28 protein-coding genes and 5 pseudogenes are annotated in these 25,314 nt (G+C 61.9%); 25 read left to right on the top strand and 8 right to left on the bottom strand.

The genetic code is table 11. The annotated features are described in order from the left end of the window. Positions 1–272 precede the first annotated feature (272 nt). The 3 genes and pseudogenes from OKW39_RS26155 to OKW39_RS26145 all read right to left on the bottom strand — a co-directional run. A pseudogene (locus OKW39_RS26155) lies at positions 273–425 on the bottom strand (2Fe-2S ferredoxin); the annotation flags it as partial. Between the two features lie 22 nt (positions 426–447). Beyond that, the gene (erpA, locus tag OKW39_RS26150) at positions 448–822 is read right to left on the bottom strand and encodes an iron-sulfur cluster insertion protein ErpA (RefSeq protein ID WP_429564008.1); all 375 of its coding nucleotides are present in this window, start codon (positions 820–822) and stop codon (positions 448–450) included. Positions 823–1,114: 292 nt separating this feature from the next. After that, positions 1,115–1,369, bottom strand: a pseudogene (locus tag OKW39_RS26145) (aminotransferase class V-fold PLP-dependent enzyme); the annotation flags it as partial. Positions 1,370–1,705: 336 nt separating this feature from the next. Here OKW39_RS26145 and OKW39_RS26140 point away from each other — a divergent pair. The 13 genes and pseudogenes from OKW39_RS26140 to OKW39_RS26080 form a co-directional block, all read left to right on the top strand. After that, positions 1,706–1,993 (top strand): hypothetical protein, encoded by a 288-nt coding sequence (locus tag OKW39_RS26140; protein ID WP_429564007.1) that lies wholly within the window; start codon positions 1,706–1,708, stop codon positions 1,991–1,993. 174 nt (positions 1,994–2,167) lie between these two features. After that, the gene (gene nifB, locus OKW39_RS26135; protein ID WP_429564006.1) at positions 2,168–3,763 is read left to right on the top strand and encodes a nitrogenase cofactor biosynthesis protein NifB; all 1,596 of its coding nucleotides are present in this window, start codon (positions 2,168–2,170) and stop codon (positions 3,761–3,763) included. A 40-nt stretch (positions 3,764–3,803) separates the two neighbouring features. Next, positions 3,804–3,998: a 4Fe-4S binding protein gene (locus OKW39_RS26130; protein WP_090811334.1), complete on the top strand. Its 195-nt coding sequence runs from the start codon at positions 3,804–3,806 to the stop codon at positions 3,996–3,998. Positions 3,999–4,048: 50 nt separating this feature from the next. Continuing rightward, entirely contained in the window at positions 4,049–4,456 is a 408-nt protein-coding gene (locus OKW39_RS26125; protein ID WP_429564005.1) for a HesB/IscA family protein, read from the top strand. A gap of 15 nt (positions 4,457–4,471) precedes the next feature. Further along, positions 4,472–5,053, top strand: a complete 582-nt coding sequence (locus OKW39_RS26120) for a hypothetical protein (RefSeq protein WP_429564004.1) — start codon at positions 4,472–4,474, stop codon at positions 5,051–5,053. 151 nt (positions 5,054–5,204) lie between these two features. Next, entirely contained in the window at positions 5,205–5,585 is a 381-nt protein-coding gene (locus tag OKW39_RS26115) for a nitrogen fixation protein NifZ (protein WP_090811330.1), read from the top strand. After that, positions 5,582–5,857: a nitrogen fixation protein NifZ gene (locus OKW39_RS26110; RefSeq protein WP_429359624.1), complete on the top strand. Its 276-nt coding sequence runs from the start codon at positions 5,582–5,584 to the stop codon at positions 5,855–5,857. The genes OKW39_RS26115 and OKW39_RS26110 overlap by 4 nt, the downstream gene beginning before the upstream one ends. Beyond that, the gene (locus OKW39_RS26105; RefSeq protein ID WP_184072322.1) at positions 5,854–6,225 is read left to right on the top strand and encodes a hypothetical protein; all 372 of its coding nucleotides are present in this window, start codon (positions 5,854–5,856) and stop codon (positions 6,223–6,225) included. Before OKW39_RS26110 ends, OKW39_RS26105 begins: the two co-directional genes overlap by 4 nt. Then, a pseudogene (locus tag OKW39_RS26100) lies at positions 6,207–6,518 on the top strand (aminotransferase class V-fold PLP-dependent enzyme); the annotation flags it as partial. The gene OKW39_RS26105 and the pseudogene OKW39_RS26100, both read left to right, overlap by 19 nt. A gap of 130 nt (positions 6,519–6,648) precedes the next feature. Next, entirely contained in the window at positions 6,649–6,867 is a 219-nt protein-coding gene (gene nifT / locus OKW39_RS26095) for a putative nitrogen fixation protein NifT (RefSeq protein ID WP_007177241.1), read from the top strand. A 1-nt stretch (position 6,868) separates the two neighbouring features. Then, on the top strand, positions 6,869–7,147 hold the full coding sequence (locus OKW39_RS26090) for a hypothetical protein (RefSeq protein WP_090811324.1): 279 nt from the start codon (positions 6,869–6,871) through the stop codon (positions 7,145–7,147). Next, positions 7,134–8,297 (top strand): DegT/DnrJ/EryC1/StrS family aminotransferase, encoded by a 1,164-nt coding sequence (locus OKW39_RS26085; protein WP_090811322.1) that lies wholly within the window; start codon positions 7,134–7,136, stop codon positions 8,295–8,297. Before OKW39_RS26090 ends, OKW39_RS26085 begins: the two co-directional genes overlap by 14 nt. 10 nt (positions 8,298–8,307) lie before the next feature. Continuing rightward, a pseudogene (locus tag OKW39_RS26080) lies at positions 8,308–8,772 on the top strand (SIR2 family protein); the annotation flags it as partial. A 198-nt stretch (positions 8,773–8,970) separates the two neighbouring features. Here the strand turns inward: OKW39_RS26080 and OKW39_RS26075 are convergent. Then, positions 8,971–9,207, bottom strand: coding sequence for an FmdB family zinc ribbon protein (locus tag OKW39_RS26075; protein WP_429332337.1), 237 nt, complete (start codon positions 9,205–9,207; stop codon positions 8,971–8,973). Between the two features lie 82 nt (positions 9,208–9,289). Continuing rightward, complete coding sequence (locus OKW39_RS26070; RefSeq protein ID WP_090811318.1) at positions 9,290–9,964, bottom strand: OmpW/AlkL family protein; 675 nt, start codon at positions 9,962–9,964, stop codon at positions 9,290–9,292. 153 nt (positions 9,965–10,117) lie between these two features. Between OKW39_RS26070 and OKW39_RS26065 the strand changes: the two genes are divergently transcribed. From OKW39_RS26065 to istA, 9 genes and pseudogenes are all read left to right on the top strand, one after another. Further along, positions 10,118–10,399 carry a hypothetical protein gene (locus OKW39_RS26065; protein WP_429564288.1) on the top strand — a complete coding sequence of 94 codons (282 nt, stop codon included), beginning with the start codon at positions 10,118–10,120 and terminating at the stop codon, positions 10,397–10,399. Between the two features lie 112 nt (positions 10,400–10,511). After that, positions 10,512–11,408, top strand: a complete 897-nt coding sequence (gene cyoA / locus OKW39_RS26060) for a ubiquinol oxidase subunit II (protein ID WP_260330634.1) — start codon at positions 10,512–10,514, stop codon at positions 11,406–11,408. 3 nt (positions 11,409–11,411) lie between these two features. After that, positions 11,412–13,418: a cytochrome o ubiquinol oxidase subunit I gene (cyoB, locus tag OKW39_RS26055; protein WP_429332336.1), complete on the top strand. Its 2,007-nt coding sequence runs from the start codon at positions 11,412–11,414 to the stop codon at positions 13,416–13,418. 3 nt (positions 13,419–13,421) lie between these two features. Further along, positions 13,422–14,030, top strand: coding sequence for a cytochrome o ubiquinol oxidase subunit III (gene cyoC / locus OKW39_RS26050; protein ID WP_429564003.1), 609 nt, complete (start codon positions 13,422–13,424; stop codon positions 14,028–14,030). Continuing rightward, the gene (gene cyoD / locus OKW39_RS26045; protein WP_090811308.1) at positions 14,031–14,363 is read left to right on the top strand and encodes a cytochrome o ubiquinol oxidase subunit IV; all 333 of its coding nucleotides are present in this window, start codon (positions 14,031–14,033) and stop codon (positions 14,361–14,363) included. It abuts the gene before it with no gap. Between the two features lie 104 nt (positions 14,364–14,467). Then, positions 14,468–15,547 (top strand): fatty acid desaturase, encoded by a 1,080-nt coding sequence (locus OKW39_RS26040; protein WP_262420066.1) that lies wholly within the window; start codon positions 14,468–14,470, stop codon positions 15,545–15,547. Positions 15,548–15,821: 274 nt separating this feature from the next. After that, positions 15,822–16,931 (top strand): HBL/NHE enterotoxin family protein, encoded by a 1,110-nt coding sequence (locus tag OKW39_RS26035; protein WP_429564002.1) that lies wholly within the window; start codon positions 15,822–15,824, stop codon positions 16,929–16,931. 86 nt (positions 16,932–17,017) lie between these two features. Further along, complete coding sequence (locus OKW39_RS26030) at positions 17,018–17,818, top strand: hypothetical protein (protein WP_133667168.1); 801 nt, start codon at positions 17,018–17,020, stop codon at positions 17,816–17,818. A gap of 232 nt (positions 17,819–18,050) precedes the next feature. Next, positions 18,051–18,989 (top strand): annotated as a pseudogene (gene istA / locus OKW39_RS26025) (IS21 family transposase); the annotation flags it as partial. A 24-nt stretch (positions 18,990–19,013) separates the two neighbouring features. Here the strand turns inward: istA and OKW39_RS26020 are convergent. From OKW39_RS26020 to OKW39_RS26010, 3 genes are all read right to left on the bottom strand, one after another. Further along, positions 19,014–19,526, bottom strand: coding sequence for an ankyrin repeat domain-containing protein (locus OKW39_RS26020; RefSeq protein WP_429332828.1), 513 nt, complete (start codon positions 19,524–19,526; stop codon positions 19,014–19,016). A 61-nt stretch (positions 19,527–19,587) separates the two neighbouring features. Further along, positions 19,588–20,196, bottom strand: a complete 609-nt coding sequence (locus OKW39_RS26015) for a hypothetical protein (protein WP_429332331.1) — start codon at positions 20,194–20,196, stop codon at positions 19,588–19,590. Positions 20,197–20,232: 36 nt separating this feature from the next. Next, on the bottom strand, positions 20,233–20,652 hold the full coding sequence (locus OKW39_RS26010) for a group II truncated hemoglobin (RefSeq protein ID WP_026226291.1): 420 nt from the start codon (positions 20,650–20,652) through the stop codon (positions 20,233–20,235). Between the two features lie 379 nt (positions 20,653–21,031). Between OKW39_RS26010 and nifH the strand changes: the two genes are divergently transcribed. The 3 genes from nifH (at position 21,032) to nifK (ending at position 25,116) form a co-directional block, all read left to right on the top strand. Continuing rightward, complete coding sequence (nifH, locus tag OKW39_RS26005) at positions 21,032–21,913, top strand: nitrogenase iron protein (RefSeq protein WP_018423167.1); 882 nt, start codon at positions 21,032–21,034, stop codon at positions 21,911–21,913. A gap of 105 nt (positions 21,914–22,018) precedes the next feature. Beyond that, positions 22,019–23,482, top strand: a complete 1,464-nt coding sequence (nifD, locus tag OKW39_RS26000; RefSeq protein WP_184010370.1) for a nitrogenase molybdenum-iron protein alpha chain — start codon at positions 22,019–22,021, stop codon at positions 23,480–23,482. A 74-nt stretch (positions 23,483–23,556) separates the two neighbouring features. Continuing rightward, entirely contained in the window at positions 23,557–25,116 is a 1,560-nt protein-coding gene (gene nifK / locus OKW39_RS25995) for a nitrogenase molybdenum-iron protein subunit beta (RefSeq protein ID WP_429564001.1), read from the top strand. Positions 25,117–25,314: the final 198 nt, after the last annotated feature.

Genomic DNA, 25,314 nt, shown 5'->3' with positions numbered 1-25,314 from the left:
TGAACATACGGTTTGCAAGTACTGCGCCATGCACGCTTAGTGCGAATAGCCGCTTGCCGCGGGGCTTTCCGGTGTTCGCTGGCGCTGTGATGAAGCGGTTCCAACGAAGACCTGTCGCGAATGTCCTGTTTCGAACAGCCAGGTGTAGCGATGAACACGGCGCTGCAGAAAGCGATGCGCGATGCGATAGGCGTGGTCAGCCAGGACGTGCGCTCGCGGCGATGACCGCTATGGCGCTTGAAGAGGCCGCACAGCGCTAAGGACGCATGCCCTCAATGCTCACGCGCGAGCTCGCGCGTATGTGGCGGCAGTTCGATCGTCAGGTCGGCGTCGTGCAGCTTCACGCAGCACGCGAGACGCGATTGCAGGTCAAGGCCCCACGCATTGTCGAACTGGTTGTTCTCCTCGTCGTCGGGAGGCGCCAGTCAGTGAGATTTCATGATTGCCTCACACGGAAAACGAACTGCCGCAGCCACAGGTGCTCTGCGCATTGGGGTTGTGAATGACGAAGCGCGAACCTTCCAGGCTGTCTTCGTAGTCGACGCGCGCGCCGGGCAGGTATTGCTGGCTCATCGAATCGACCAGCAGCGTGACGCCGTCCGTGACGGTCTGCATGTCGTCGTCCGCCACCTGGTCGTCGAACGCGAAGCCGTACTGCAAGCCCGAACAGCCGCCGCCGGATACGTACAGCCGCAGCTTCAGGTTGGGATTGCCTTCTTCCTCGATCAGCGAGGCCACTTTCGCAGCGGCCTGAGGCGTGAATTCGAGTAGGCCGGGCATGACGGCGGGTGTGGCGGCAGCCGGTTGGGTGAGCGTTTCCATGGAGGTTCCTCTCAGGCTTGAATGGACTCACTTCGGGTTAGACGAGCAGGTCGGTCGCTCGGCGAGTTACAGGTCGTCGGCTGCTGCGCCTCGAATCGTCTGGCGCGAGCGAAAGTCAGACACGGCCGCCTTGATCTCGTCCTCGGCGCGAGAATCGAGCGGTGGATCTCGACCGGCGGCAATGGCAGTTCCTCGACGATCTGATGCGTGCACAACGTCCCCGAACGCATGCCGCGCTCGTGGACGCCGCCGTGCATTTGGCACGCGATTCGCATGCGCGGCCGAAGCTCCACGAGGTCCAGACAATCTCGTGCGGGTCCCCGTTGACGAGCAAGCTGACCTGCTCGCGGGCCAGTTCCACCGCTTCTTCGCCGACCCAGCCATAGGCATGCGAACGGCTGGCGGGATTGCCGTATATCTCGGTCAGGTAAGGCAGCATGCGTCTGATCACGCGCGGATCGACCGGCGTGGTGGCGGCATGATCCAGATGCACGGGGTTGAAGCCGCGCGGATGGAGGCCGGTATTCACGCGTTGGAAATCCGACATTGCAGGCTCCTAAAGCGGGGTAATGCGACCTTCAGGGCAACTTCCATGCCAGTGGATTTTCACGCTCTAGTGGCCTCTTTCAGCTGGGCCGCTGTTGTTTTTGTGTCGATGCGTCCGACGAGTGAGGATTGCCGCCGTTCTTTTTGTCGGATTTGTCGTTACGCGCGCTGGATTGACATGCGCGATGGCTGAATCGTCAGGCGTAGAAATGCGCTTACTTCAAACGCTGTGCTTTGGGTCGATCGTGCGCCTTGCGCTGGTACATCGAAAGCGCGCAGCGCACGAAGGGGAAGTCAATCGTGAACATTCAGGCGAGCGTTCGACGGCGTCTACGAGGTGAGCAAGACGCTGGTTTCGTCGCTCGATGTGGCGAAAGCCTTGCGCGAGTCCCTGAACTATCTTGTGCAGACGATGGAGTGGCGGCGCGCCTTTGTGGTGCTGGCCGAACCGGACGGGCAACTGCGCGGCCTGAGCGCTACGGGTCTTTCGCGTGACGAGCAGCAGCGGACGACCACACGTTCGCGACATCGCAAGCCGGGGAAGCCGGAGGGTGAACGCGAACGATTGATCTGGTTTGTGCGGGTCCATCTCGCTGGTTCAGAACATGCTGTCCGGGTCGTGTGAGATTTGTCGCAACACCGACACGACGCAACGAAATTGTAGGGATACGTCGCGCGCCGGGATCAAACAGAACTGCGAAATATATCCTAACCCGTTGATTCCTGGCGTTCTTGTCGAGTGGCATGGATCTGGCTCTATGGCTTGCGCGCGGCCGCCGTTGGTTGCGAGGAGATATCCATGCAAGCGAGTTCAAATGCGAGCGACTTGCCCGCAGCGGCCTATATCAGCGTCGGGCAGATTAAACCGCTCGGCGTGAAGATCGAAGACCCGTCCACCGGTGGCGGCTGCGGCACGCACGGTGGCGAGGGTAAGGCCAGCTGCGGCGCGTCGGGTAGTCTCGACGACATGCCGCCGGACATCTGGGAGAAGGTCAAGAATCACCCATGCTACTCGGAAGAAGCCCATCATCACTATGCGCGCATGCATGTGGCGGTGGCGCCGGCTTGCAACGTCCAGTGCAACTACTGCAACCGCAAATACGACTGCGCGAACGAGTCGCGTCCCGGCGTGGTCTCTCAGAAGCTAACGCCGCAACAGGCAGTGAAGAAGGTCGTGGCGGTCGCAAGCGAGATTCCCCAGATGACGGTGCTTGGCATCGCCGGTCCCGGTGATTCGCTGGCGAGCCCGAAGAAGACCTTCGAGACGTTCCGGATGCTGCAGGAACAGGCGCCGGACATCAAGCTGTGCCTGTCGACCAATGGCTTGGCGTTGCCCGACCTCGTGGACGAAATCTGCAAGTACAACATCGACCACGTGACAATCACCATCAACATGGTCGACCCGGCGGTGGGCGAGAAAATCTATCCGTGGATTTTCTGGAAGCACAAGCGCGTGACCGGTTACGAAGCAGCCCGCATCCTTCGTGACCGGCAGATGAAGGGTCTCGAGATGCTCACCGCACGCGGCGTGCTGACCAAGATCAACTCGGTGCTGATTCCCGGCATCAACGAGGAGCACCTGATCGAGGTCAACCGCGACGTCAAGAAACGCGGCGCGTTCCTGCATAACATCATGCCGCTGATCTCGCAGCCCGAGCACGGCACTTACTTTGGCCTGAGCGGCCAGCGCGGACCGACTGCGCAGGAACTCAAGGCCGTGCAGGACGCCTGCATGGGCGGCGCCAACCTGATGCGTCATTGCCGCCAGTGCCGCGCGGATGCGGTTGGCCTGCTGGGCGAGGACCGCAGCGAGGATTTCACGCTCGACAAGATCGAGCGGATGGAAGTGGTCTACGACCTCGACCGCCGCCGTGAATACCAGCAGCGCGTCGAAGCCGAGCGTCAGGCGCAGCACGACGCGAAGCAGGAAGCGCTGGCTGTCTCTCGCGAGATCGACGTCGCCGACGACATGAAGGCGCTGGTCGCGGTCGCAACGAAGGGCGGCGGCCGGGTCAACGAGCACTTCGGCCACGTCACGGAGTTTCAGATCTTCGAGGTCTCGGCAGCCGAAGCGCTGTTCGTCGGCCATCGCCGGGTGGACCTGTATTGCCTGGGCGGTTACGGCGACGACGAGCAACTCCCGTCGGTCGTGCGCGCGCTCGACGACTGCCACGCGGTGCTGGTCGCGAAGATCGGCGCCTGCCCGAAAGACGAACTGGCGCAAGCGGGCATCGAGCCGGTCGATCAGTACGTCGGCGAATTTATCGAAAAAGCGGTGCTTGCCTGGTTCAACGACTACCGCAGTCGCATCGCCAGCGGCGCCATCGTGCACCGGGACCGCGGCGATGCTTCGATCCGCCAGGGCGCTTACACCTCGTCAGCCTCAGCGGCGTGACACCCCACACCCTTCCAGACAGGACAACAGGAGAGCCTCCATGCCTCTGAAGATTATTGCGTCCACCTGTACGGGATGCTCGGCCTGCGAACCGGAATGCCCCAATGTCGCGATCAGCGACAAAGGCGGCGTGTTCGCGATCGACCCCAAGAAATGTACCGAATGCGAAGGCCACTTCGACGACCCGCAGTGCGTCGCCGTGTGTCCCGTGGACGGCTGCATCGTTCAGGTTTGAGTCTGGCTCGTGGCCGGGCCGGCCATTCATCCATCAGGAGACTACGCATCATGCTGTCCAAGGTAACTGTTACGAGCGCCGCCGAGAAGTTCATGCGTCGTATCGTGCGCTTTTCGGGCCTGCCGGCTGGCGCCGGCTTCCGTCTGGTGGTGAGCGCCGGCGGCTGTTCCGGCTATACCGCGAAATTCACCGCCGAGCCGGCGCTGCAACCAGGCGAACAGGAACTCGACATCAACGGCCTGCGCGTATTCCTGCCGGCTGAGAGCCGGCTGATGCTCGAAGGCATAACGATCGATTTCGCCGACACGCCAACCCAGTCCGGCTTGATCTTCTTCAATCCGAACCAGGCCGCTTGTGGTTGCAGCAGCAGTGCGGAATCGGCGCCGCCGGGCGTGGCGACCATCGATGTCAGCGCGATTGGCCGCGGGCGGCCGCCGCTGCCGCGTCAGATCTCCTGAAGAGGAGCGATGGCGATGGAGTCCGGCGACCGTGCCCTCGACGACGTAATGACCGCGTTTGCGCAGAGAACGATTGGCGGCGGCTTGCCGTCGGGCGTCAATGCATTGATCGCCGAGGCGGGTCGGTTGCGCGAGCGCCCCGACGAGGCGCTCGCGCTGTTGCAACGCGCCCGCGCCGCCGCGCCGCGCCATCCGGTGCCGTTGATCGCGCTGTACCGCTTTTACTTCTACGGCCATCAATTGGCGCAGGCGCGTGCGATCGGCGAAGATGCGCTGGCGGTCGCCCGCACCGCGCTGGGCTCGGATCTCGGCGACGAACCGCTTGCGGCCGCGATCGTGACCACGCGTTATGACGCGGCCGCGCGTTTTTGTCTGTTCACGCTGAAGGGCCTCGCGTACCTCAACATGCGTCTCGGCGACTTTGAAGAAGCGCGCATGCTACTGCGCGAATTGCGCCGGCTCGATCCCGAAGACCGGGTGGGGGGCGCGCTGCTTTCGCAAGTCTTGGATCGTCATGAGACCGGCGTCGGGTCCGACGATGCAATGGATGCGCTGAGTGCGTATCCGACGCGCGGCTGGACGGGGACGCAACCATGAACGTACAGAACGTGCGCGTACCAGGCGGCGACATTGCACCGCGCCATTGGCAGGGCGGCCCACTCGACTGCGCCGGCCGTCGGGCGAGGCCGCGAACCTGATGACCACCGGACAGACGCAACGATCAGCAGGAGATCAGCAGGAGTGAAGCATGGCTGACATCAACCGCGACGACGACCTGCTCGAGGTCGCGTTTCCCCCGCGCTTCAACTACGGCGAGCGCGTAATCGCACGCGCGGTGATCCGCAACGACGGCACTTACAACGGCAAGGACATCGGCGAAGTGCTGGTGAACAAGGGCGAGATCGGTTACGTCACCAGCATCGACACCTTCCTTCAGCAGTTCTATATCTACGCGGTGGATTTCGTCGAGAGCGGCCACCGTGTCGGCATGCGCGCGAAAGAGCTATGCACGCTCGACAACCTGCCGGACGACGTGCTGCAAGGCTTGGGCGAGCGGGCCGAAGCGCTGCACAAGATCGGCACGCGGGTCCAGCCGGAAACGTCGCAACCGCAGGAGCCGTCAGCATGAGTATCGAACCGGTTCAGCCTGCTTATCAGTGGGGCATGCGCGTGATCGCGCTGGATGACCTGTGCAACGACGGCAGCTTTCCGGAGCGCGGCCAGGACGATTGTCTGGCCGAGGCGGGTACGGTCGGCGAAATCGTCAACGTCGGCCAGGTGATTGAGAGCGGCGAGCCGGTCTATCTGGTGCAGTTCGGCAACTGTGTCGTCGGATGCACGGAGAATGAAATTGCGCCCGCACCCGCCGGCCTGCTACCCGAAGAAGGAGCCATGTCATGACGGTTCAGGCGAGCGCGCCAGAAGCGGCGCCGCCGCGCGACGGTTTGCGCGCGGGCCGCCCGTTCGACCTGACCCAGCGCCAGATCGAGCAAGCGTTGCGCGAGCGTACCCGCTACCGCTATGTGCTGCCGCGCGTGCTGCGCGACGGGCAGGGGTTCCGTGTCGAGAGCCCGTGCTGCTCCCGCAATGTCGACGCGAATGGCGGGCTGATCGACATAGCCTGGCTCACGCGCGATGAAGACGGTATGTGGCACCTGAGCGCGCGCGATCATGCGTCGCACCGATGGATGCCCCAGCATGAGAGCACCGATCTGGCCGAGCTGCTGGACACGCTGTGCATCGATCGCGAATGCGTGTTCTGGCCGTGAAGCAAACTAACGGAGCCGGCCGACGATCTATCTCGACCACAACGCGACCATGCCGCCAGCCTCCGCCGTGGCAGGCGATGCTGTCCATCCTGACGGATGTGTGGGGCAACGCGTCGTCGCAGGATGCCGTCGGGCAGCCGGCGAAGGGTACGCTCGCTGCGGCCCGCGCGACGATCGCGCGAGCGCTCGGTGGCAAGCCCGCAGAGTTGATCTTCGCCAGCGGCGCCACCGAAGCCAATCACCTGGCTGTGTGCGGGCTGCACGCGGCGGCGCCGGAGGGCCGGGACCGTGGCGTATTCAGCGCGATCGAACATGCAGCGCACCTGAAGCCGGCGCGTGCGCTGGCTGCACACCGCTGGAGGAAGCAGCGCATCCCGCTTGAACCTGGTCTGAACCTGTCATCAATCTCCGGAGTCCGCAACCATGAAAGTCATGATCCGCAAGGACAGCAAGGGCGCGCTGAGCGCCTACGTGCCAAAGAAGGACCTGGAAGAGCCCATTGTCGCGATGGCGCAGCCCGGAATGTGGGGCGGTCTCGTCACACTTGCGAACGGCTGGCAACTCGAATTGCCCGCGATGGCCGACGATACGCCACTGCCCATCACGGTCGAAGCGCGGCGCATTGCTGGCGTGGAGGAGTGAGATGAGCCTGAACGCCGAGCAATTGGACTTCGCGGCGAACCTGCTCCGCACGGCACCGACGCTACGCGACGCCGCCGCGCAATGGCACGAACGTTATCCCGAGGTGCGCACAATGCATGTCAGCGCAACGGTGATGCGCGACGAGACAGCAGCGCTCCGGTTCGGTGTGCGCAGTATCTATTTCGCGATATCGGCCGGGTATTACAGGACCATCACGCAGCGGCCTGAAGAGGCCGATGGGTTGATCCTGACTGAGGACAAGGCGCATGGAAATCGATGAGATCGCGCTGAGCGAACCGGCCTGCGCGGCGCGCGAGATCGATCTCGTCAACGCGGTGCTGCAATCCTCGCGTTGGAGCGACGGGCCGATGCTTGATTCGTTCGAGCGCGCGTTTGCGGGCTGGGTTGGCCGGGAGCATGCGGTCGCGGTCGCGAGCGGCACGCTCGCCACCTGGATTGCGTTGCGCGCGACGGGGATCGGCCCGGGAGACGAGGTGGTCTGCGCGTCGCACACCTGGCATCAGGTGGCGCAGGCGATCACGCTGGCGGGAGCCGTGCCGGTGTTCGCCGACATCGACTACTGGAGCGGTTGTCTGAGCGCCGAAAAAGCCGCGCAGAAGATCGGCCCTCGCACGCGCGCGATCCTCGCCGGCAATACCAACGGCCACCCGGCCGCGTGGGCGCTGCTGCGCGAACTGGCCGACGCGCAGCGCTTGCGGCTGATCGAAGACAGTACTGAGGCGTTGGGCTCGCGCTACCGGGGCCGCAACGTCGGCTGTTTCGGCGACGTATCAGTGTTCGACTTCTCCAGCCCGTCCGCGCTGTGCACAGGAGCGGGCGGCATGCTCGTCACCGACGATGACGAACTCGTCCATGAACTGCGCTATCTGCGCGAGCGGCGCGTCACGGACCGCGCGTCCGTCTCGGTCGGCTCGCGGGTGCCGCTGCAGGCGGGCATCAGTGATCTGACCGCCGCGCTCGGTCTCGCGCAACTGGCCGAACTCGACACGCGCCTCGCGCAGCGAAAGCAGGTCGAGACCTGGTATCACGAAGAGATGCAAAGCTTCGAAGGGATCAAGCCGGCCTACGTGGCCGAGGACGTCGAAGAAGTGCACTGGATGCTCTATGTTGTGCATTTGGGCAAGCGTTTTACGCAGAGCGCGCGCGCCCAGATGATCGACGACATGAAATCTTGCGGCATTGAGACGGTGGCCTACAGCCATCCGCTGCATCAGCAGTTCCACTACATGAACGCGGGCGATGCGATCGGCCGCAAGAGCGGCCTGTTGCCCGACACCGAGCGCATCGGCGATCGCGCGCTGGCGCTGCCGCTGCACACGCTGCTCGACACCGACCAGGTCAAGTACATCGTCAAGACGCTGAAAGACACCGCGACCAACGTGGGCGCCGGCGCTGCCATTTATCTGTGAGGCGCACTGCATGACCGTTTCAGTCCAGACCATCGCCGAACGCCTGTGTGCGGGCGGGGTCATTCCGTACCTGGGACCGGCGCTGCTCGCGCTGTGCCCCGATACGGCCGTCCCTGCCACGCCGCTCGCGCTCGCCGAAATCATCACGGCCAAGGTCAGCGTGCTGCACAAGATCCGCACCCGGCTGACCCAGGCGGCGCAGTTCATCGAAAACTTCAAGCATCGCAAGTCGCTGGTGAGCGTCATGAATGAGGCCTTCGCCATGACGCCGACGCCGTCGGCACTGCATTGCGCGCTGGCGCAGGCGCGGCCGCAGGGCGGCTGGGCGCAGTCGCAGGGGCTGTCTCAGGCCGAGCATTTCGGCCATTGGTTCGCGGCCTATAGCGCAGACGGCGCGTTGCTGGATGACGTGCCGGCCTCGGGCGCGCTGCTCTACAAGCCGGCAGGACGTTTCCGTCATGGTCATCGAAGCGCGCGAGCGCGAGGGCGGCCGTGCTGACGCAATGTTGCGAAGCCACGCGTCGAGATACGGGCAGATGCCCTTCGCGCGTTCCAGCAGGCTGTCGGCGGTGGCCCGATCCAGCGTGCCGGCCATGAAGACGGTGAGACTGAGTGCCATCCCGTAGGCGCCCTCGAGGTTCATCTACATCGACAGCGCGATTCCCCGTTGGGCTCAGCGCAGCAGCTTGCGGCGCTCGGCCGGCGAATAGTTGCTGAGGTGCCCTTCGCGCGCCGCCTGACGCCGCGCGCGGGAGATGATCGCGCGGCTCTTGCCGGGCGAGGCCGGCGCGCTGACCTGCTTGTCCAGCGCGGTGCCGCCGCATTGCGGGCAGACGGGCGCGTGGCCGGCGCGCACCAGCGTTTCGAATGCGTGGCCGCAGGCCGCGCAGCGGTAGTCGTACAGGGGCATAGTGACCAGATCTCCGTTTCAGGTGGTTGGGGCGCAGCGGATCGCCCGCTGGTGCGAGCTGTGGTCTGTCATTGCGCGCTCGCTAGAACTTCATCCCGACGCCTATTCCCAGTACCAGTGGGTCGATGTCCAGCCGGCCCAACGAACTATCGGCGACCGAGGCGTCCGTGTGCATCCAGATCTTTTTGATATCCGCGTTGAGAAAGACGGTCTTCGTGATCTGCACGTCGACGCCAGCCTGCACCGCCGGACCGAAGCTGCTGCGTGACACCTGGATGCCTACGGGGCCCGCGCTCAGGCCGTCGTTGTAGAAGTACGTGTAGTTGACCCCCGCGCCGACATACGGTCGGATCATGCCAGCATGGTTGAAGTGATATTGCAGCAGCAGCGTCGGTGGCAGCACGTTCACGCCACCGAGATCGCCGAGGCCGGACGTCACGTGATGCCGCGAGGTGGCGAGAATCAGCTCGATGCCGATCGCGTCGCGGATCATATAGGTCAGGTCCAACTCCGGCACGAATGCGTTATTGACACCCACGCCGAGCGACGACAACGTGCCGCTGGTGTGAACGTCCGGCTCGATCGAGATGGCACGCAGACGCACGAGCACGTCGCCGGCGTGGATCCCATCAGCCGTCACCTCGCCTGCCATCGTGCTTCCGTTCGCGCTGACGTCATCCGCGTATGCCAGCACTTCGAACAAACCGGTAGCGCACAGGCTTGCCACGATCATGACGGCCTTAATCATGTGCTTCATCGCTTTCCCCTTGTTGACGTATGCGGGGAATTGTCGACGCGCAAATCAGGGCTGCCCTTGCGCAGGGTCAACCGGTCCCGATCCCGAAGTCAAGATGCGACACCGGGTCACGCGTAGGAATGTCGAGATAGCGGGAGCCTTGAGGTCGGACTATTGGCCTTCAACCGCATTGACTGGTACCCAAGATGTTTCTCGCACCCGCAGACACCGATTTCGCAGCCATTGCCGGACTGGCTGCAGCCGCCGAACGGCACGCAGATCACTCTGCTACTTCTGCGCATGCAACAAGGTCGTTACGCAAGCTTCGGCGTACAGGACTTTGCTACCGACGTTCAGCAGGCTGTCAATCGCATCCAGCCACTCGATGTGGTGGAACGCGCACTCAGCGGCGCACTGCGTCAGTGCACCGCACCCCGCCGCTTTGTTCGTCCTTGATCGACATCAATCACAAAGCTGGCCGGTTGTCGGACCATGACGCTGCGAGTGTGATGCCGCATGCGTCAAGCCAGCTTGAGGTCAAAAGTGCCACAACCCGGACTTAACCACTATGACAGACAGAAAAGCCTTAAGGAAACGGTCGATAGCCATCGTCACGACATTGAGCGCCTGTCTATCGGGATGTGATCTGACTGTGCTTGATCCAAAAGGGAGCGTCGGCGCGGCCGAGAAGTCGCTGATCGCCACCGCCACGTGGGCGATGCTGATCGTCGTGATCCCGGTGATCCTGCTGACGCTGTTCTTCGCGTGGCGCTACCGTGCGTCGAACCGTCACGCGGTCTATGCACCCAAATGGGCGCACTCGACGGCGATCGAGATCGTCGTCTGGACGATCCCCGCCCTGATCATCCTGTACCTCGGTATCCTGACGTGGCGCACCACGCATGAGCTCGACCCGTACCGGCCGCTGCAGTCGAGCGTGAAGCCGATCGACGTCGAGGTGGTCGCGCTCGACTGGAAGTGGCTCTTCATCTACCCGGACCTCGGCATTGCGTCGGTGAACCAGCTCGCCGTGCCAGTCGATACGCCGGTGAATTTCCGGATCACGTCGGACTCGGTGATGAACTCATTCTTCATCCCGCAACTCGGCACCCAGGTGTATGCAATGGTCGGCATGCAGACCCGTCTGCACCTGATCGCGGATGCACCGGGAAATTTCGAAGGCATGTCCGCCAACTTCAGCGGCAAGGGATTCGCCGACATGAAGTTCCGCACGCTCGCGACGAGCGCCACCGACTTCGACGCATGGGTGCGGAAGGTCAAGGCTTCGCCGGACCGCCTGAGCATGGACGAATACGCCGAAGTCGCAAAGCCGAGCGAGAAGCAGTCGGTACGCTACTTCTCATCGATCGACCAGTACCTGTTCCGCAACATCGTTGCCCGATACAACAACGGCAACGTCACGGCCTTCCGCGACGCCGCCTGTCGCACGCAGACCACGGAGTAAGCCATGTTTGGAAAACTCACGCCCGGCGCGATTCCGTTCGATCAGCCGATCATCATGGGCGCGGCCGCGTTCATGGCGCTCATCGTGCTGGCGGTCATCGTCACGCTCACGAAGCTCGGCCGCTGGAAGTGGCTCTGGACCGAGTGGCTGACAAGCGTCGATCACAAGAAGATCGGCATCATGTACATCATCGTCGCGGTGCTGATGCTCGTGCGCGGTTTCGTCGACGCCGTAATGATGCGGCTTCAGCTCGCGATCGCGTTTCACGGCCCCGGTTACCTGCCGCCGCACCACTACGACCAGATATTCACCGCGCACGGTGTCATCATGATCTTCTTCATGGCGATGGCGCTGATGGTCGGCCTCTTCAATCTTGTCGTGCCGCTGCAGATCGGCGCGCGCGACGTCGCCTTCCCGTTCCTGAATTCGCTGAGCTTCTGGATGACGGCGATCAGCGCGATCCTGATCAATCTGTCGCTCGTGATCGGCGAGTTCGCGCAGGTCGGCTGGCTCGCGTATCCACCGCTGTCGGAGCTGCAGTTCAGTCCCGGCGTCGGGGTCGACTACTACATCTGGAGTCTGCAGCTCTCCGGCGTCGGTACGCTGATTACCGCGATCAACTTCTTCGTGACGATCGTCAAGCTGCGCGCGCCCGGCATGACGCTGATGAAGATGCCGGTGTTCACGTGGACCGCGCTGTGCTCGAACGTGCTGATCATGGCAACGTTCCCGATCCTAACCGTGACGCTCGCACTGCTCGGCCTCGACCGCTACGCAGGCATGCACTTTTTCACCAATGAGCTCGGCGGCAACGCGATGGTGTACCTGAACCTGATCTGGGCGTGGGGCCACCCGGAGGTGTACATCCTCGTGCTGCCCGCGTTCGGCATCTACTCGGAAGTGATCGCGACCTTCGCGAAGAAACCGCTGTTTGGCTACAGAACGATGGTCTACGCGTCGTGCGCGATCACGGTGCTCGCATTCCTCGTGTGGGCGCACCACTTCTTCACGATGGGTTCCGGCGCGGACGTCAACGCGTTCTTCGGCATTATGACGATGGTCATCGCGATCCCCACCGGCGTGAAAATCTTCAACTGGCTGTTCACGATGTACCGCGGTCGCATCGAGTTCACCACACCCGTGCTGTGGACGATCGGCTTCATGGTCACGTTCACGATCGGCGGCATGACGGGCGTGATGATGGCGATCCCGGGCGTGGACTTCGTGCTGCACAACAGCCTGTTCCTGATCGCGCACTTTCACAACGCGATCATAGGCGGCGTCGTGTTCGGCTACCTCGCGGGCTTCCATTACTGGTTCCCGAAGGCGTTCGGCTTCAAGCTTGACGAGAAGCTCGGCAAGCGGGCGTTCTGGTGCTGGTTCGTCGGCTTCTACGTGTCGTTCGTGCCGCTCTACGTGCTCGGCTTCATGGGCATGACCCGGCGCCTGAATCACTACGACAACCCGACCTGGCATCCCTGGCTGTTCGTCGCCGCATGCGGCGTGGTGCTGATCGCACTCGGTGTCGTGCACCAGATCGCCCAGGTCGTCGTGAGCGTGATCCATCGCAACGAGCCGGAATACGGCGACCTGACGGGCGACCCGTGGAACGGCCGCACGCTCGAATGGGCCACCTCGTCGCCGCCCGCTGTCTACAACTTCGCGCGCATACCGGTCGTCCACCAGCTCGACGCGTTCGCGCACATGAAGGAAAGCGGCGCAGCAAATGCCGCACTGGCGCATTACGAGGACATCCACCTACCGTCGAACACCGCGGACGGGTTCCTGATCGGCGCATTCAGCCTCGTGCTCGGCTTCGCCGGCGTCTGGCACATTACGTGGCTCGCCGTGCTGGCCTTAGTCGCGATCGTCGCCGCGCTGATCGCGCGTAGCTTCCGCGACGACCATGGCTACGTGATTCCGGCCTCGCGCGTGCGCGAAATCGAAGCACGTCGCGGCAGCGCACGCACCCCGGCCGCCCTTGAACTACCCGAATCCGCGGAGACCTAATCCATGTCGCAATCTGCATTACTCGTCCATCACGGCAGGTCGAGCGCTGACCACGGCCCAACGCCCACCGTATTCGGCTTCTGGCTGTACCTGATGACCGACTGCATGCTGTTCGCGTCGCTGTTCGCCGTGTTCGCCGTAATGGCGCACGAGTTCGCGGGTGGCGCGTCCGGACGGGACCTGTTCGACATCCCGGGTGTCGCACTTCAAACCGGCGTGCTGCTGCTGAGCAGCACCACCTACGGCTTCGCGATGCTCGGCGCGCAGCGCCAGAGGCGTGGTGCCGTGATCGGCTGGCTCCTCGTGACGTTCGTGCTTGGCGCGCTGTTCCTCGCGTTAGAGCTGCGCGAGTTCTCGCACCTGGTCGCCAATGGTGCTGGGCCCAGTCGCAGCGCCTTCCTGTCGTCGTTCTTCACGCTGGTCGGCACCCACGGCCTGCACGTGACAGCCGGCCTCGTCTGGATGGCCGTGCTCGTCGTGCATGTCGTCCGCTCGCCTGAACTGTCCGGTCGCGACCTCACGAGTCTGACATGCCTGAGCCTCTTCTGGCACTTCCTCGACATCGTGTGGATCTGCGTGTTTTCGTTTGTCTATCTCGGGAGCATGCTCTAAATGGTCCATTCACACTCGACGTCCACGACCGCCTCGCGTGGTGACGTCGCCGGTTATATCACCGGTTTCGTGCTTGCCGTGGCGCTGACGGCTGGCTCATTCTCGATCGTCACGCAACGGTTGCTGCCGTCCGGCTCCGCGATTATGGCGCTCGCGTTGCTGGCGTTCGTGCAGATCGTCGTGCATCTGGTGACGTTCCTGCATCTCGACCTGTCGCGCGGCCAGCGCTGGAACGTGCTGGCGTTATGCTACACCGCGCTCGCCGCGCTGTTCCTGATCTTCGGCACGATCTGGGTAATGCACAATGTCAGCATGAACATGATGTCGCGCTGACTCGCCACCAGCGCGAAACGGTCTGGTCACATCATCGCGGACACGGCATGCAGCCGTCGGCCGCGTGCGTAGTGTTGTCCTGCACCGCTCTACCGGTCTTCTTCATGAACAGTCCGAATCACCCCGTTCCCGCCAATGAGCCATTGCCCCATCGCAAGGTCATCCGCTCGTGGCTGACACCGTTCGCCGAACGCCGCACCGCCTACGCGCTTCTGCTGCTCGTGTTCGACTACGTTTTGCTATTGTGTGCGCTCGCCGCGAGCGTGTTCGCGCACGGGTTCGTGCTGAAGACCGTATTCGGATGCATGGCGGGCTTTGTCATCGGACGGCTCTTCGTCATCGGTCACGACGCATGTCATGAGAGCCTGACCCGGCACCGCACGCTCAACCGCTGGCTGGGCCGGATCGCCTTCCTGCCGTCGCTCACGCCGTACAGCCTGTGGCAAGTGGGTCACAACGTGGTGCATCACGGCTACACGAACCTGAAAGGCGTCGATTTCGTGTGGGCACCGCTGACGATCCAGGAATATCGCGCCTTGAGTGGGCCACGGCGCGCACTGGAACGTATCTATCGCAGCGGCTGGGCGCCCGGTCTCTACTACATGATCGAAATTTGGTGGACGAAGATGCTTTTCCCGTCGCGGGCCGCAATGCCGACGCGGCGCCCCATGTTCTTCCGTGACTGCACGCTGATATCGGTGTTCGCACTGCTTTGGATCGGCGCGCTCGCGTGGATCGCTCGCGCGACGCAGCGGGGGGTGGTCCCGTCAATCGCATGCGGGTTCGCGGTGCCGTTCCTGTTCTGGTGCGCGATGGTGGGTTTCGTCGTGTACGCGCACCACACGCATCCGCAAATCCGCTGGTACGACGATCGCGCGAAATGGGGGCGTTCAGATCCGTTCGTATCCACGACGGTGCACTTGACCTTTCGCTGGCGTGTTGGCGCGCTGTTTCATCACATCATGGAGCACACCGCGCATCACGTCGACATGAGTCTGCCTCTATACGGGCTCGTCGGTGCCCAGCGAACCCTCGAAGCGATGCTTCCGGAACGGATCGTCGTGCAGCGGTTTTCGTGGCGTTGGTACTTCGACACCGCACGAGGCTGCAAACTATACGATTTTTCGGCTGATCAGTGGACCGACTTCGCTGGTCGCGCGACGCACGTCCCTCTTAGTAATTGAATCGGTCGTAAAAAAAATGTCACACCGTACGGCAAAATTCGCCCTATTAGCCTTCTGGCTTTGCAGGGAATCAGTGCAAGCCGTAACGCATAAAAAAGCCTGCAGGCCAGCACTACCATAAGCCGGGAAGACGATTAATACGAACACTGCGGTTCGCTCGGGGGCCTTCATCTAATCCCGCAACTCGGGGTTCCGTGCTTTCGCTCGGCGTTCGTTACGTGCGGCCACTTCAGGTCGCGTTCAATGCAATTTGAATTCAATAACGAGGGTAAAAATGCCGGATATCAGCGGAAATGCGACAGCAATTGGCGAGGCAAACACTCAGCAAATGTGTGCTGCCCTGACCGTTCAAACCTATGTAAATAGCGTTCTCGAACAGCCCCAGGTGGATTTTTCTGGCATCGACGGTCTGTCGCAATACCAGACACAAATCAACGACGGGCTCACCACCGCGAAAGGCCATGCGATCTATTATCTGGACACGCTGCAGCCCAGCCTGATCGAAAACATGGCAAACATCGACAACTACTACCAGCTCAACAAAGCACTACCGGCGACGCTGCCGGCAGGCTCGACTGTTGCTGAGTGGACAGCCGCCCTCACGGCGGTGCAGCAGGAGTCGGTGAAATACCAAGGCGCCGCGAACCAGATTGTCACCAACCTCCAGACGCTTGGCGCGAATCTAACGACGGACTCAGCGGACTTCACAACCACCGTTACCAATATGAATAGTGCGGTTGGCGGAGCAGACGGGATTCTCGCCATCATCATAGGGGAACTCAGCAAAGCTCAGGCGGAAATCGACGGCGCAATCGCCGGAATCGTTCTGAGCGGGCTGACTGTCGTAGGCGGCGTATTTGTCATCTGCGTAGGGGCGATCGCTGAGTTTGTCACCGCTGGCGCGTCTACCGGTGCAGTCGTCGGCGGCGTTGGCATTGTCTTGGCGGGAGTCCTCGGTGAAGCCGGCGCGGCAGCCGGGCTCGTCGCAGCGAATAAGGCGAAGGCGTCGCTGCTCACCGAACAAGCGGACCTGAAGGAAGAGGTAAAGCTCGCTACGGCGATTAGTGGCGGCTACACATCACTTTCTACGCAGGTCAATGGTGCCATTACTGCAGCATCGGCGATGGCAAACGCGTGGGAAAGCATCACATCTGATCTGGGCGACATCATCGCCGATTTGAACAAGGGGATTTCGAGTGCGGACGAGATCCGCACCCTGTTCATAAACGCGGCAAACGGCGAAATCGGGACGCTCCTGGCGGACATCCAGACGGTCAAGGGCCAAATGGCTGGCGTAACCGTGCAATCGGCCGCCGCGCATCAGACCGTAAGCGATCTCATCGCGAAGGTCGCCAATCTGCCCGCCTCAGCAGGAGTGGCGTAACGCGATCCGCTAGCCCGTGCGGCCTCCGTCGGGATTGATTCCAACGGAGGCGGCCCCGTCATACCACAACGAAGGAAAGAGACAACATGGGTCCTTTTTCACAGACTTTGGCCGCCCTGAACAGTAGTGTCTCCAAATTGCGGTCCATCCAAGAATTGCCCGGCGACGCGGTGCCAATTCAGAACTCCGTCTGCAATTCTCTTATCGGTATTCTGAAGGACGCCGCTCCTTTTCAGACGGCCCTGCTCGGCTATACCGGTTCGGCAATCACCGCGCTGAATGGTGCGCTCGCTGACCTTAAAAAAGGTGCAAGTCCGGGCTCGATAGCCAAAACTGTCTCGGACGTCGCTGCCACCATCAGTACGTACCAACAAAGCGCGACATCACTACTGACCCAATCGAACGCTGCCGCGGCTCTCATGTCGTCGTCGTTTACGCAGCTAGCCCACGTCGAAGGCTCTATCCAGAGTCAGATGACGACTTTGCAGGCACAGGAAGGCGCGGCACGGGGCCAATTGGCTGCCGCACAAAAGCGTTACTACTATCTCCTTGCACTGGGGCCATTCGGTCTACCGGGCCTTGCGGCTGCGCTTGGTCTTTATCTCAAATGGAAAAGCGATGCTGCCGCGATTCAGAATCGCATCAACTCGCTATCGAGTCAGATCGGCGTGCTGCAGGGTTTGGTCACGGCGTGCAAGACATTGGCCACCGCCGAGGCCTCCAGCCTTAGCGACCTGACAAATCTGAAGACCGCGATCGATGACACTGCCGCAGACTTCACCGTGATTATTAACGATCTCAATCAGGACCCGTCTCCCTCCGTCGTTGAGCTTCGTTTAACCACTTGTATCGCAATGCTCGGCGTTCTACAGGCCGACGCTTCCTGATAGTTCGAAGCTTTCGCGCTGCTCAATCGGTGGCGGAAGCCACCGATGAGTGGCAACCAGCGTGCCATACTGAACGCATCTCAAGACGTGCCACCGGGGCTCGGGGTGAACATACCGTGTTTACGCCGACCGAAAATTCGGCCACATGTAGGGATCGCGCCGACTGAAAATTGAGCCGGGCAATCAACCTATCTTGCTAGTTTTTCTGGCAGGGTGTTTGGGGATGATCCCGATGACGATGATTGGCAAGGTGCGGCGGATGTTCCACCGCCAGAACAAGTCGGTACGCGAGATAGCACGTCTCACAAGCCTGTCGCGCAACACGATTAGTAAATATCTGAACATGGATGTTCAGGACGAGCCGAAGTATCAGCGGCGCTCCCAGCCGACCCGGTTGACGCCGTTTCATGAGGTGCTGGTGCAGGTGCTCAGTGTCGACGCGCGGCGGTCGAAGAAGGAGCGGCGCACCGCCCGGATGCTGTTTCAGGAGATCAAGGCGGGCGGCTACGACGGCTGTTACTCGCGGGTGACCGATTTCATCCGGGGCTGGCGGCAAGGCGAAGGCAAGGCGGTTTCGAAGTCGGCGTTTGTGCCGTTGCGATTCGAGCTGGGCGAGGCATTCCAGTTTGACTGGTCCGAGGAAGGACTGGTTGTCGGCGGCATTTACCGCAAGCTGCAGGTGTCGCACATGAAGCTATGTGCGTCGCGGGCGTTCTGGCTGGTTGCCTATCCGAGCCAGGGGCACGAGATGCTGTTCGATGCCCATACGCGCTCGTTCGCGGCCTTCGGCGGGATGGCCCGCCGGGGCATCTACGACAATATGAAAACGGCCGTAGACAAGGTTCACAAAAGCAAGGGTCGCACAGTAAATCCGCGTTTCGCAGTGATGTGCTCGCACTACCTGTTCGATCCGGACTTCTGCAACGTCGCCAGTGGCTGGGAGAAAGGCGTCGTCGAGAAGAACGTGCAGGACAGCCGTCTGCGCATCTGGATTGAGGCGCGTGCGCAACGCTTCGGCAGTTTCGCTGATCTGAATGCATGGCTGGCGACCCGGTGCCGGTCGTTGTGGGATCAGGTGAAGCATCCGGACTATCGTGACCTGAGCGTCGCCGACGTGTTCGAGCAGGAGCGCGCCCATCTGATGCCGATGCCGACACCGTTTGACGGTTACTGTAAGACTCGCTAACAAAGCCTGTCATCCGAAAGCAAGCAGCAGTTGCAGCCCGAGGTCGGCTGCCATGTCGAGCGCGCAGCGGCCATCCGGTGCGCACAGTTCTGCGTTCGCCCCATGCGCAAGCAGCATCTGCAGGACGTCGAGGCGACCGCTCGCGGCTGCTTGCATCGGGCATGTGATGTCGTCGTCGTTCACATGGTCGATCGGCGCGCCGGCGTCGATCAGCCGCAGGATGGTCGCGGGGCCGCCGTGCAGGCACGCGAACCAGAGCGCATGGTTGCCGTCGTCATCGAGCGCGTCGACGCGTGCGCCGAGTGCGAGCAACGCTTCGACGACCGCGTCCTCGCCATGCTGCGCGGCGCGCATCAACGGCGTTTCGCCGTTCACGCAGCGCGAATGGGGAGCAGGGAAGCCGTGGTACGCCAGCCAAGTGGAAAGTGCGGCGGGCACGATCGTATCGAGTTGTGCATCGGCGTTCCGGACAACGCGCGAGGCCAGGCGTTCGCGGACGACGAAAGCAGTGTCAGTGTGCATGATCATGGTTGCGTTCGGGGGCAAGGGAACATCGGTTGGCGCAGCAGTCGGGACCCGCGCCTCAGACAGGCCGGTTCTCGTTGGGGTTGCGCACTGGCCCCATCAATTCAAGTCCTTCGCTGTAGGTGATCGTCTCGAAGGTCACGTCGAACTTGATGGCCGCGTCCGCTACCGCATCCAGCTTGCCGCCGGAGTCCCTTTTCTTCAATTCGTTCTTTTCGAGGTACAGCAGTTCGAGCATCTCGTTGTAGACGGTGGACTCGAGAATCGGCAGCACATAGAACATCGCGCCCTTGTACGGCACCTGATATCGCTTGCTCAGGTCGATGTTGTCGCAAAACAGAAAGTACTTGCCGTCCGCCGAGAGCGTGTCGCTGAGCACCTCGGCCACGTCCTTCAGATGCTCGAAGCTCAACAGATACCCGGCGAAGAACGGCAAGTGCTTATGGCCGATCGTCGCGCATGCCATCACCTGATCGCAGGTCAGCTCCGGCGGCCGCGCTTCGTCGGCGAGCTTCGGGGCAAACCGCAGCGCAAGTTCGCCGCGGAAGCCGACCCGGCCGAGCCTGTTCGTCAGCCCCTTGAGAACCGGGTTGAGCAGACGGCCTTCATGTTCGAGACGGGCGAACGCGGTGTCGTCGATCTCCTTGTGCGCGAGCGTTTCGGTCATCACAGATCCTTGGGTTAAACAGCGTTGAAGAGGGATTCACGTCTGCGTATTGCGCATCCGGTCGGCGATTTTGAAAAAGGCCTGCATCAGTTCATCGCGTAGCACCGGATCGACACCCGTCTCGTCGAACGCGGCGCGCATGCAAGCTAGCCACGCATCCCGTTCGGCGGTGCCGATCGCGAATGCGGCATGACGCGTGCGCAACCGTGGTTGGCCGCGCTGTGCCGAGTACCGCTTGTCGGCGCCGAGCCATTCGCACAGATACAGCACCAGCACGGCCTTCGTCGAAGACAGGTCCGGGTGATGCATCGCGCGAATGCGCTGCGCGTCGGCCCGCGTATCCATGTGCCGATAGAACGCATCGACCAGGCGGATGACGGCGGTCTCGCCGCCTAGACGGTCGAAGTGCGTCTCGCGCGGCACGGGTCGCGAAGCTTGGGTGGCTGGTGTGTCCATGGCGCGATCAATGCAATAACCGAACCAGGCCGCAACCCGGCGATTGTCCGGCTGCACGCAGGCCAATACGACAGAAATCGCACGACAAACGCGCCCGAATGGTTTCATTGGCGACGAAGTTCGCGTGGTTTGTCGCGAAATCGACAAGACAGAAGAGGAGTCCGCAAAAGTCCCGAACCAACCGCCGCAGCGCGGCGGGGCGGACGCGACGCAGTACCGCTGGTGACGTGGCACAGAAGCTGCGTTTGGAGTCCAGCGCGGACACAGGTCCGGCCGATGCGTGACTCGATATAAGAAGACCCATACAGGCACGACAGGCTGACATGGTCGCGGTTACGCAACCCTGGTTTCAACCCTTCTTCCTGAATGGAGAAATGCAATGTCTAAACTTCGGCAAATCGCTTTCTACGGTAAAGGCGGTATCGGCAAGTCGACCACCTCGCAGAACACCCTGGCAGCCCTGACTGAACTCGGGCAGAAAATCCTGATCGTCGGCTGCGATCCCAAGGCGGACTCTACCCGCCTGATCCTGCATGCAAAGGCGCAGGACACTATCCTGTCGCTAGCGGCCGAAGCCGGCTCGGTGGAGGACCTCGAACTCGAGGACGTGATGAAGATCGGTTACCGCAACATCCGTTGCGTGGAGTCCGGCGGTCCGGAACCGGGCGTCGGCTGCGCGGGCCGTGGCGTCATCACGTCGATCAACTTCCTCGAAGAAAACGGCGCCTATGACGGCGTGGACTACGTGTCGTATGACGTGCTCGGCGACGTGGTGTGCGGCGGTTTCGCAATGCCGATTCGTGAGAACAAGGCGCAGGAAATCTACATTGTGATGTCCGGCGAAATGATGGCCATGTATGCGGCCAACAACATTTCAAAGGGCATTCTGAAGTACGCGAACAGCGGCGGTGTGCGGATCGGCGGGCTCGTGTGCAACGAGCGTCAGACCGACAAGGAACTCGAACTCGCCGAAGCGCTGGCGAAGATGCTCGGTTCGAAGCTGATCCACTTCGTGCCGCGCGATAACATCGTGCAGCACGCCGAGTTGCGCCGCATGACGGTGATCGAGTTCGCGCCCGAATCCAAACAGGCGGAAGAGTATCGCCAGCTCGCCACCAAGGTGCACAACAACGCGGGCAACGGCACGATCCCGACGCCGATCACGATGGATCAACTGGAAGACCTGTTAATGGAGCACGGAATCATGACGTCCATCGACGAATCGCAAGTCGGCAAGCCTGCAGCGGAACTGACCGCCTAAACGAGCGCCGCTGCGCTCGGCCCGGTGTTCTTCTTCACGCGATGGACCGGGCCATGCCGGCTACCCGCTGCCAGGCTTGATACTCACCCTATGGAGCATTCCCCCATGAGCGTCACTGTTGAAGAGCGCAAGGCCGCGAACAAGGCCCTGATCGATGAAGTGCTGAAGGCCTATCCGGAGAAGATGGCCAAACGGCGCGCCAAGCATTTGGGCACCTTCGAGGACGGCAAGCCCGACTGTGGCGTGAAATCAAACATCAAGTCATTGCCGGGCGTGATGACGATTCGCGGTTGCGCGTACGCCGGCTCGAAGGGCGTGGTCTGGGGGCCCATCAAGGACATGATCCACATCAGTCATGGTCCGGTCGGTTGCGGCCAGTACTCGTGGGCCGCGCGTCGCAACTACTACATCGGCACTACCGGTATCGACACCTTCGTGACGATGCAGTTCACGTCGGACTTCCAGGAAAAGGACATCGTCTTCGGCGGCGACAAGAAGCTCGACAAGATCATCGACGAGATTCAGGAACTGTTTCCGCTGAACAAGGGCATCTCGATCCAGAGTGAATGCCCGATCGGCCTGATCGGCGACGACATCGAGGCCGTCTCGAAGAAGAAGAGTGCGCAGTATGAAGGGCACACCATTTTGCCGGTGCGCTGCGAAGGTTTTCGCGGCGTCAGCCAGTCGCTGGGCCACCATCTGGCTAACGATGCGATTCGAGACTGGATATTCGACAAGGCCGATCCGGACAAGCGGCCCGAATTTGTTTCGACGCCTTATGATGTTGCGATCATCGGCGATTACAACATCGGCGGCGATGCCTGGTCGAGCCGGATTCTGCTCGAAGAGATCGGCCTGCGCGTGATCGCGCAATGGTCGGGCGACGGCTCGATCGCCGAGCTCGAGAATACGCCCAAGGCCAAGCTCAATTTGCTGCATTGCTACCGCTCGATGAACTATATCAGCCGGCACATGGAGGAGAAGTACTGCATTCCGTGGGCGGAATACAACTTCTTCGGCCCGTCGATGATCGAGAAGAGCCTGCGCGAGATCGCCAGCCACTTCGACGACACCATCAAAGCCAACGCGGAGAGGGTGATCGCCAAGTATCGTCCCCTGGTCGATGCGGTGAACGCGAAGTTCAGAGCGCGCCTGCAGGATAAGACCGTGATGCTGTTCGTTGGCGGCCTGCGTCCGCGCCACGTAATCGGCGCCTACGAAGACCTCGGCATGAACGTGGTCGGCACCGGCTACGAATTCGGCCACAACGACGACTATCAGCGCACCACGCACTACGTGAAGGACGGCACGCTGATTTACGACGACGTGACCGGCTACGAGTTTGAGAGGTTCGTCGAACAGGTCCAGCCCGATCTGGTCGGCTCCGGCATCAAGGAAAAGTACGTGTTCCAGAAGATGGGCGTGCCGTTTCGCCAGATGCACAGCTGGGACTATTCCGGTCCATATCACGGCTACGACGGCTACGCCATTTTCGCGCGCGACATGGACATGGCCATTTCCAGCCCGGTATGGGGGCTCGCCAAGGCGCCCTGGAAGAAAAACCCCTAAGCGCCGGCCACCGCACCGATCACCGGACTGATCACCGGCCGGCAGGCCTTTGAATTGAATATCAGGAGCATCCCGTGCCCCAATCCGCAGACCAGATTCTCGACCAGGAACTCCTGTTCCGTGAGCCCGAGTACCAGAAAATTTTTCGCGCGAAAAAGGAAAATTTCGAGTTCAACCATTCAGACGAGCAGGTCAAGCAGATCGTCGAGTGGACCAAGAGCGAAGACTACCGGCAAAAGAACTTTGCACGCGACTCGCTCACCATCAACCCGGCCAAGGCCTGCCAGCCGCTCGGCGCAGTGTACGTGGCCAACGGCTTTCACAAGACGCTCAGTTTTGTGCATGGCTCGCAGGGCTGTGTAGCGTTTTACCGCTCGCACTTCTCGCGTCACTTCAAGGAGCCGACCTCGTGCGTCAGCTCGTCGATGACCGAGGACGCGGCGGTGTTCGGCGGCATGAACAACATGATCGACGGCCTCGCAAATGCGTACAACCTGTACAAGCCCGACATGATCGCGGTCTCCACGACCTGCATGGCGGAAGTGATCGGCGATGACCTCGACGCGCTCATCAAGAGCAGCAAGCAGAAGGGCAGCGTGCCGGAAGACTATGACGTGCCGTTCGCGCACACGCCGGCCTTCGTCGGCAGCCACGTGACCGGCTACGACAACGCGCTCCTCGGCATCCTCAGGCACTTCTGGGACGGCAAGGCCGGCACAGCGACGCCGCTTGAGCGCGTGCCCGACGACAGCGTCAACTTCATCGGCGGCTTCGACGGCTGCGTGGTCGGCAACATGAAGGAAATTCGCCGCATCTTCGATCTGTTCGGCGTGACGGTGAACATCATCTGCGACCCATCCGAAACGTGGAATACGCCGACCGACGGCGAGTTCCGGATGTACGAAGGCGGCACGACCAAGGAGGAAGTCGAGCGCGCGTTGAACGCGAAGGCGACCTTCGTGTTCCAGGAATACTGCTGCGAGAAGACCAGCAAGTTCATTGGCGAGCATGGCCAGGAAGTGGTGGTGCTGAACTCGCCGGTTGGCGTCGCGGGCACCGATCAGTTCCTGATGGAAATCTCGCGCGTGACCGGCAAGCCGATTCCGGCGCAACTGGAGAAGGAGCGAGGCCAGCTCGTCGATGCGATGGCCGACAGCCAGGCTCACCTGCACGGCAAGCGCTTTGCGCTCTACGGCGACCCGGACCAGATGCTGGGCTACACGCAGTTCCTGCTGGAACTCGGCGCCGAGCCGGCTCACGTGCTGGCGACCAACGGCAACGAAACCTGGGCTGCGAAGGTGCAGGCGCTGTTCGACGCGTCGCCCTACGGCGCCGGCTGCAAGGTGTATCCGAAACGCGATCTGTGGCACATGCGCTCACTGCTGTTTACCGAGCCGGTGGATTTCCTGATCGGCAACACCTACGGCAAATATCTCGAGCGCGATACCAAAACGCCGCTGATACGCATGGTGTTCCCGATCTTCGATCGCCACCATTACCATCGCTTCCCGACCTGGGGCTATGAAGGTGCGTTGCGGGTGCTGGTCACGCTGCTGGACGAGTTCTTCGAAGCGCTCGACGCCAACACGATCGACGTGGCGAAGACCGACTACAGCTACGACATCATTCGCTGACGAGGAGAGCGCGGCCATGGCAGACACAGCAGATGCATCGGGCGCGGCTGGTCAAGATGACGCAGGACGGCCTTAACGTCGAGGTCATCAACGGCCAGGTTTGCCTGGCCGGTGTGGGCGAGGCCGGATGCGTTGCTGGAGACGCGCGCGAATGCGATCGCGCGGGTCCTGCTCCATACGGAACGGCAAGGCAGGCAG

The sequence above is a fragment of the Paraburkholderia sp. MM6662-R1 genome, from assembly GCF_050436245.1.
Taxonomy (GTDB): domain Bacteria; phylum Pseudomonadota; class Gammaproteobacteria; order Burkholderiales; family Burkholderiaceae; genus Paraburkholderia; species Paraburkholderia tuberum.
This window is presented reverse-complemented; position numbering and strand designations above follow the sequence as displayed.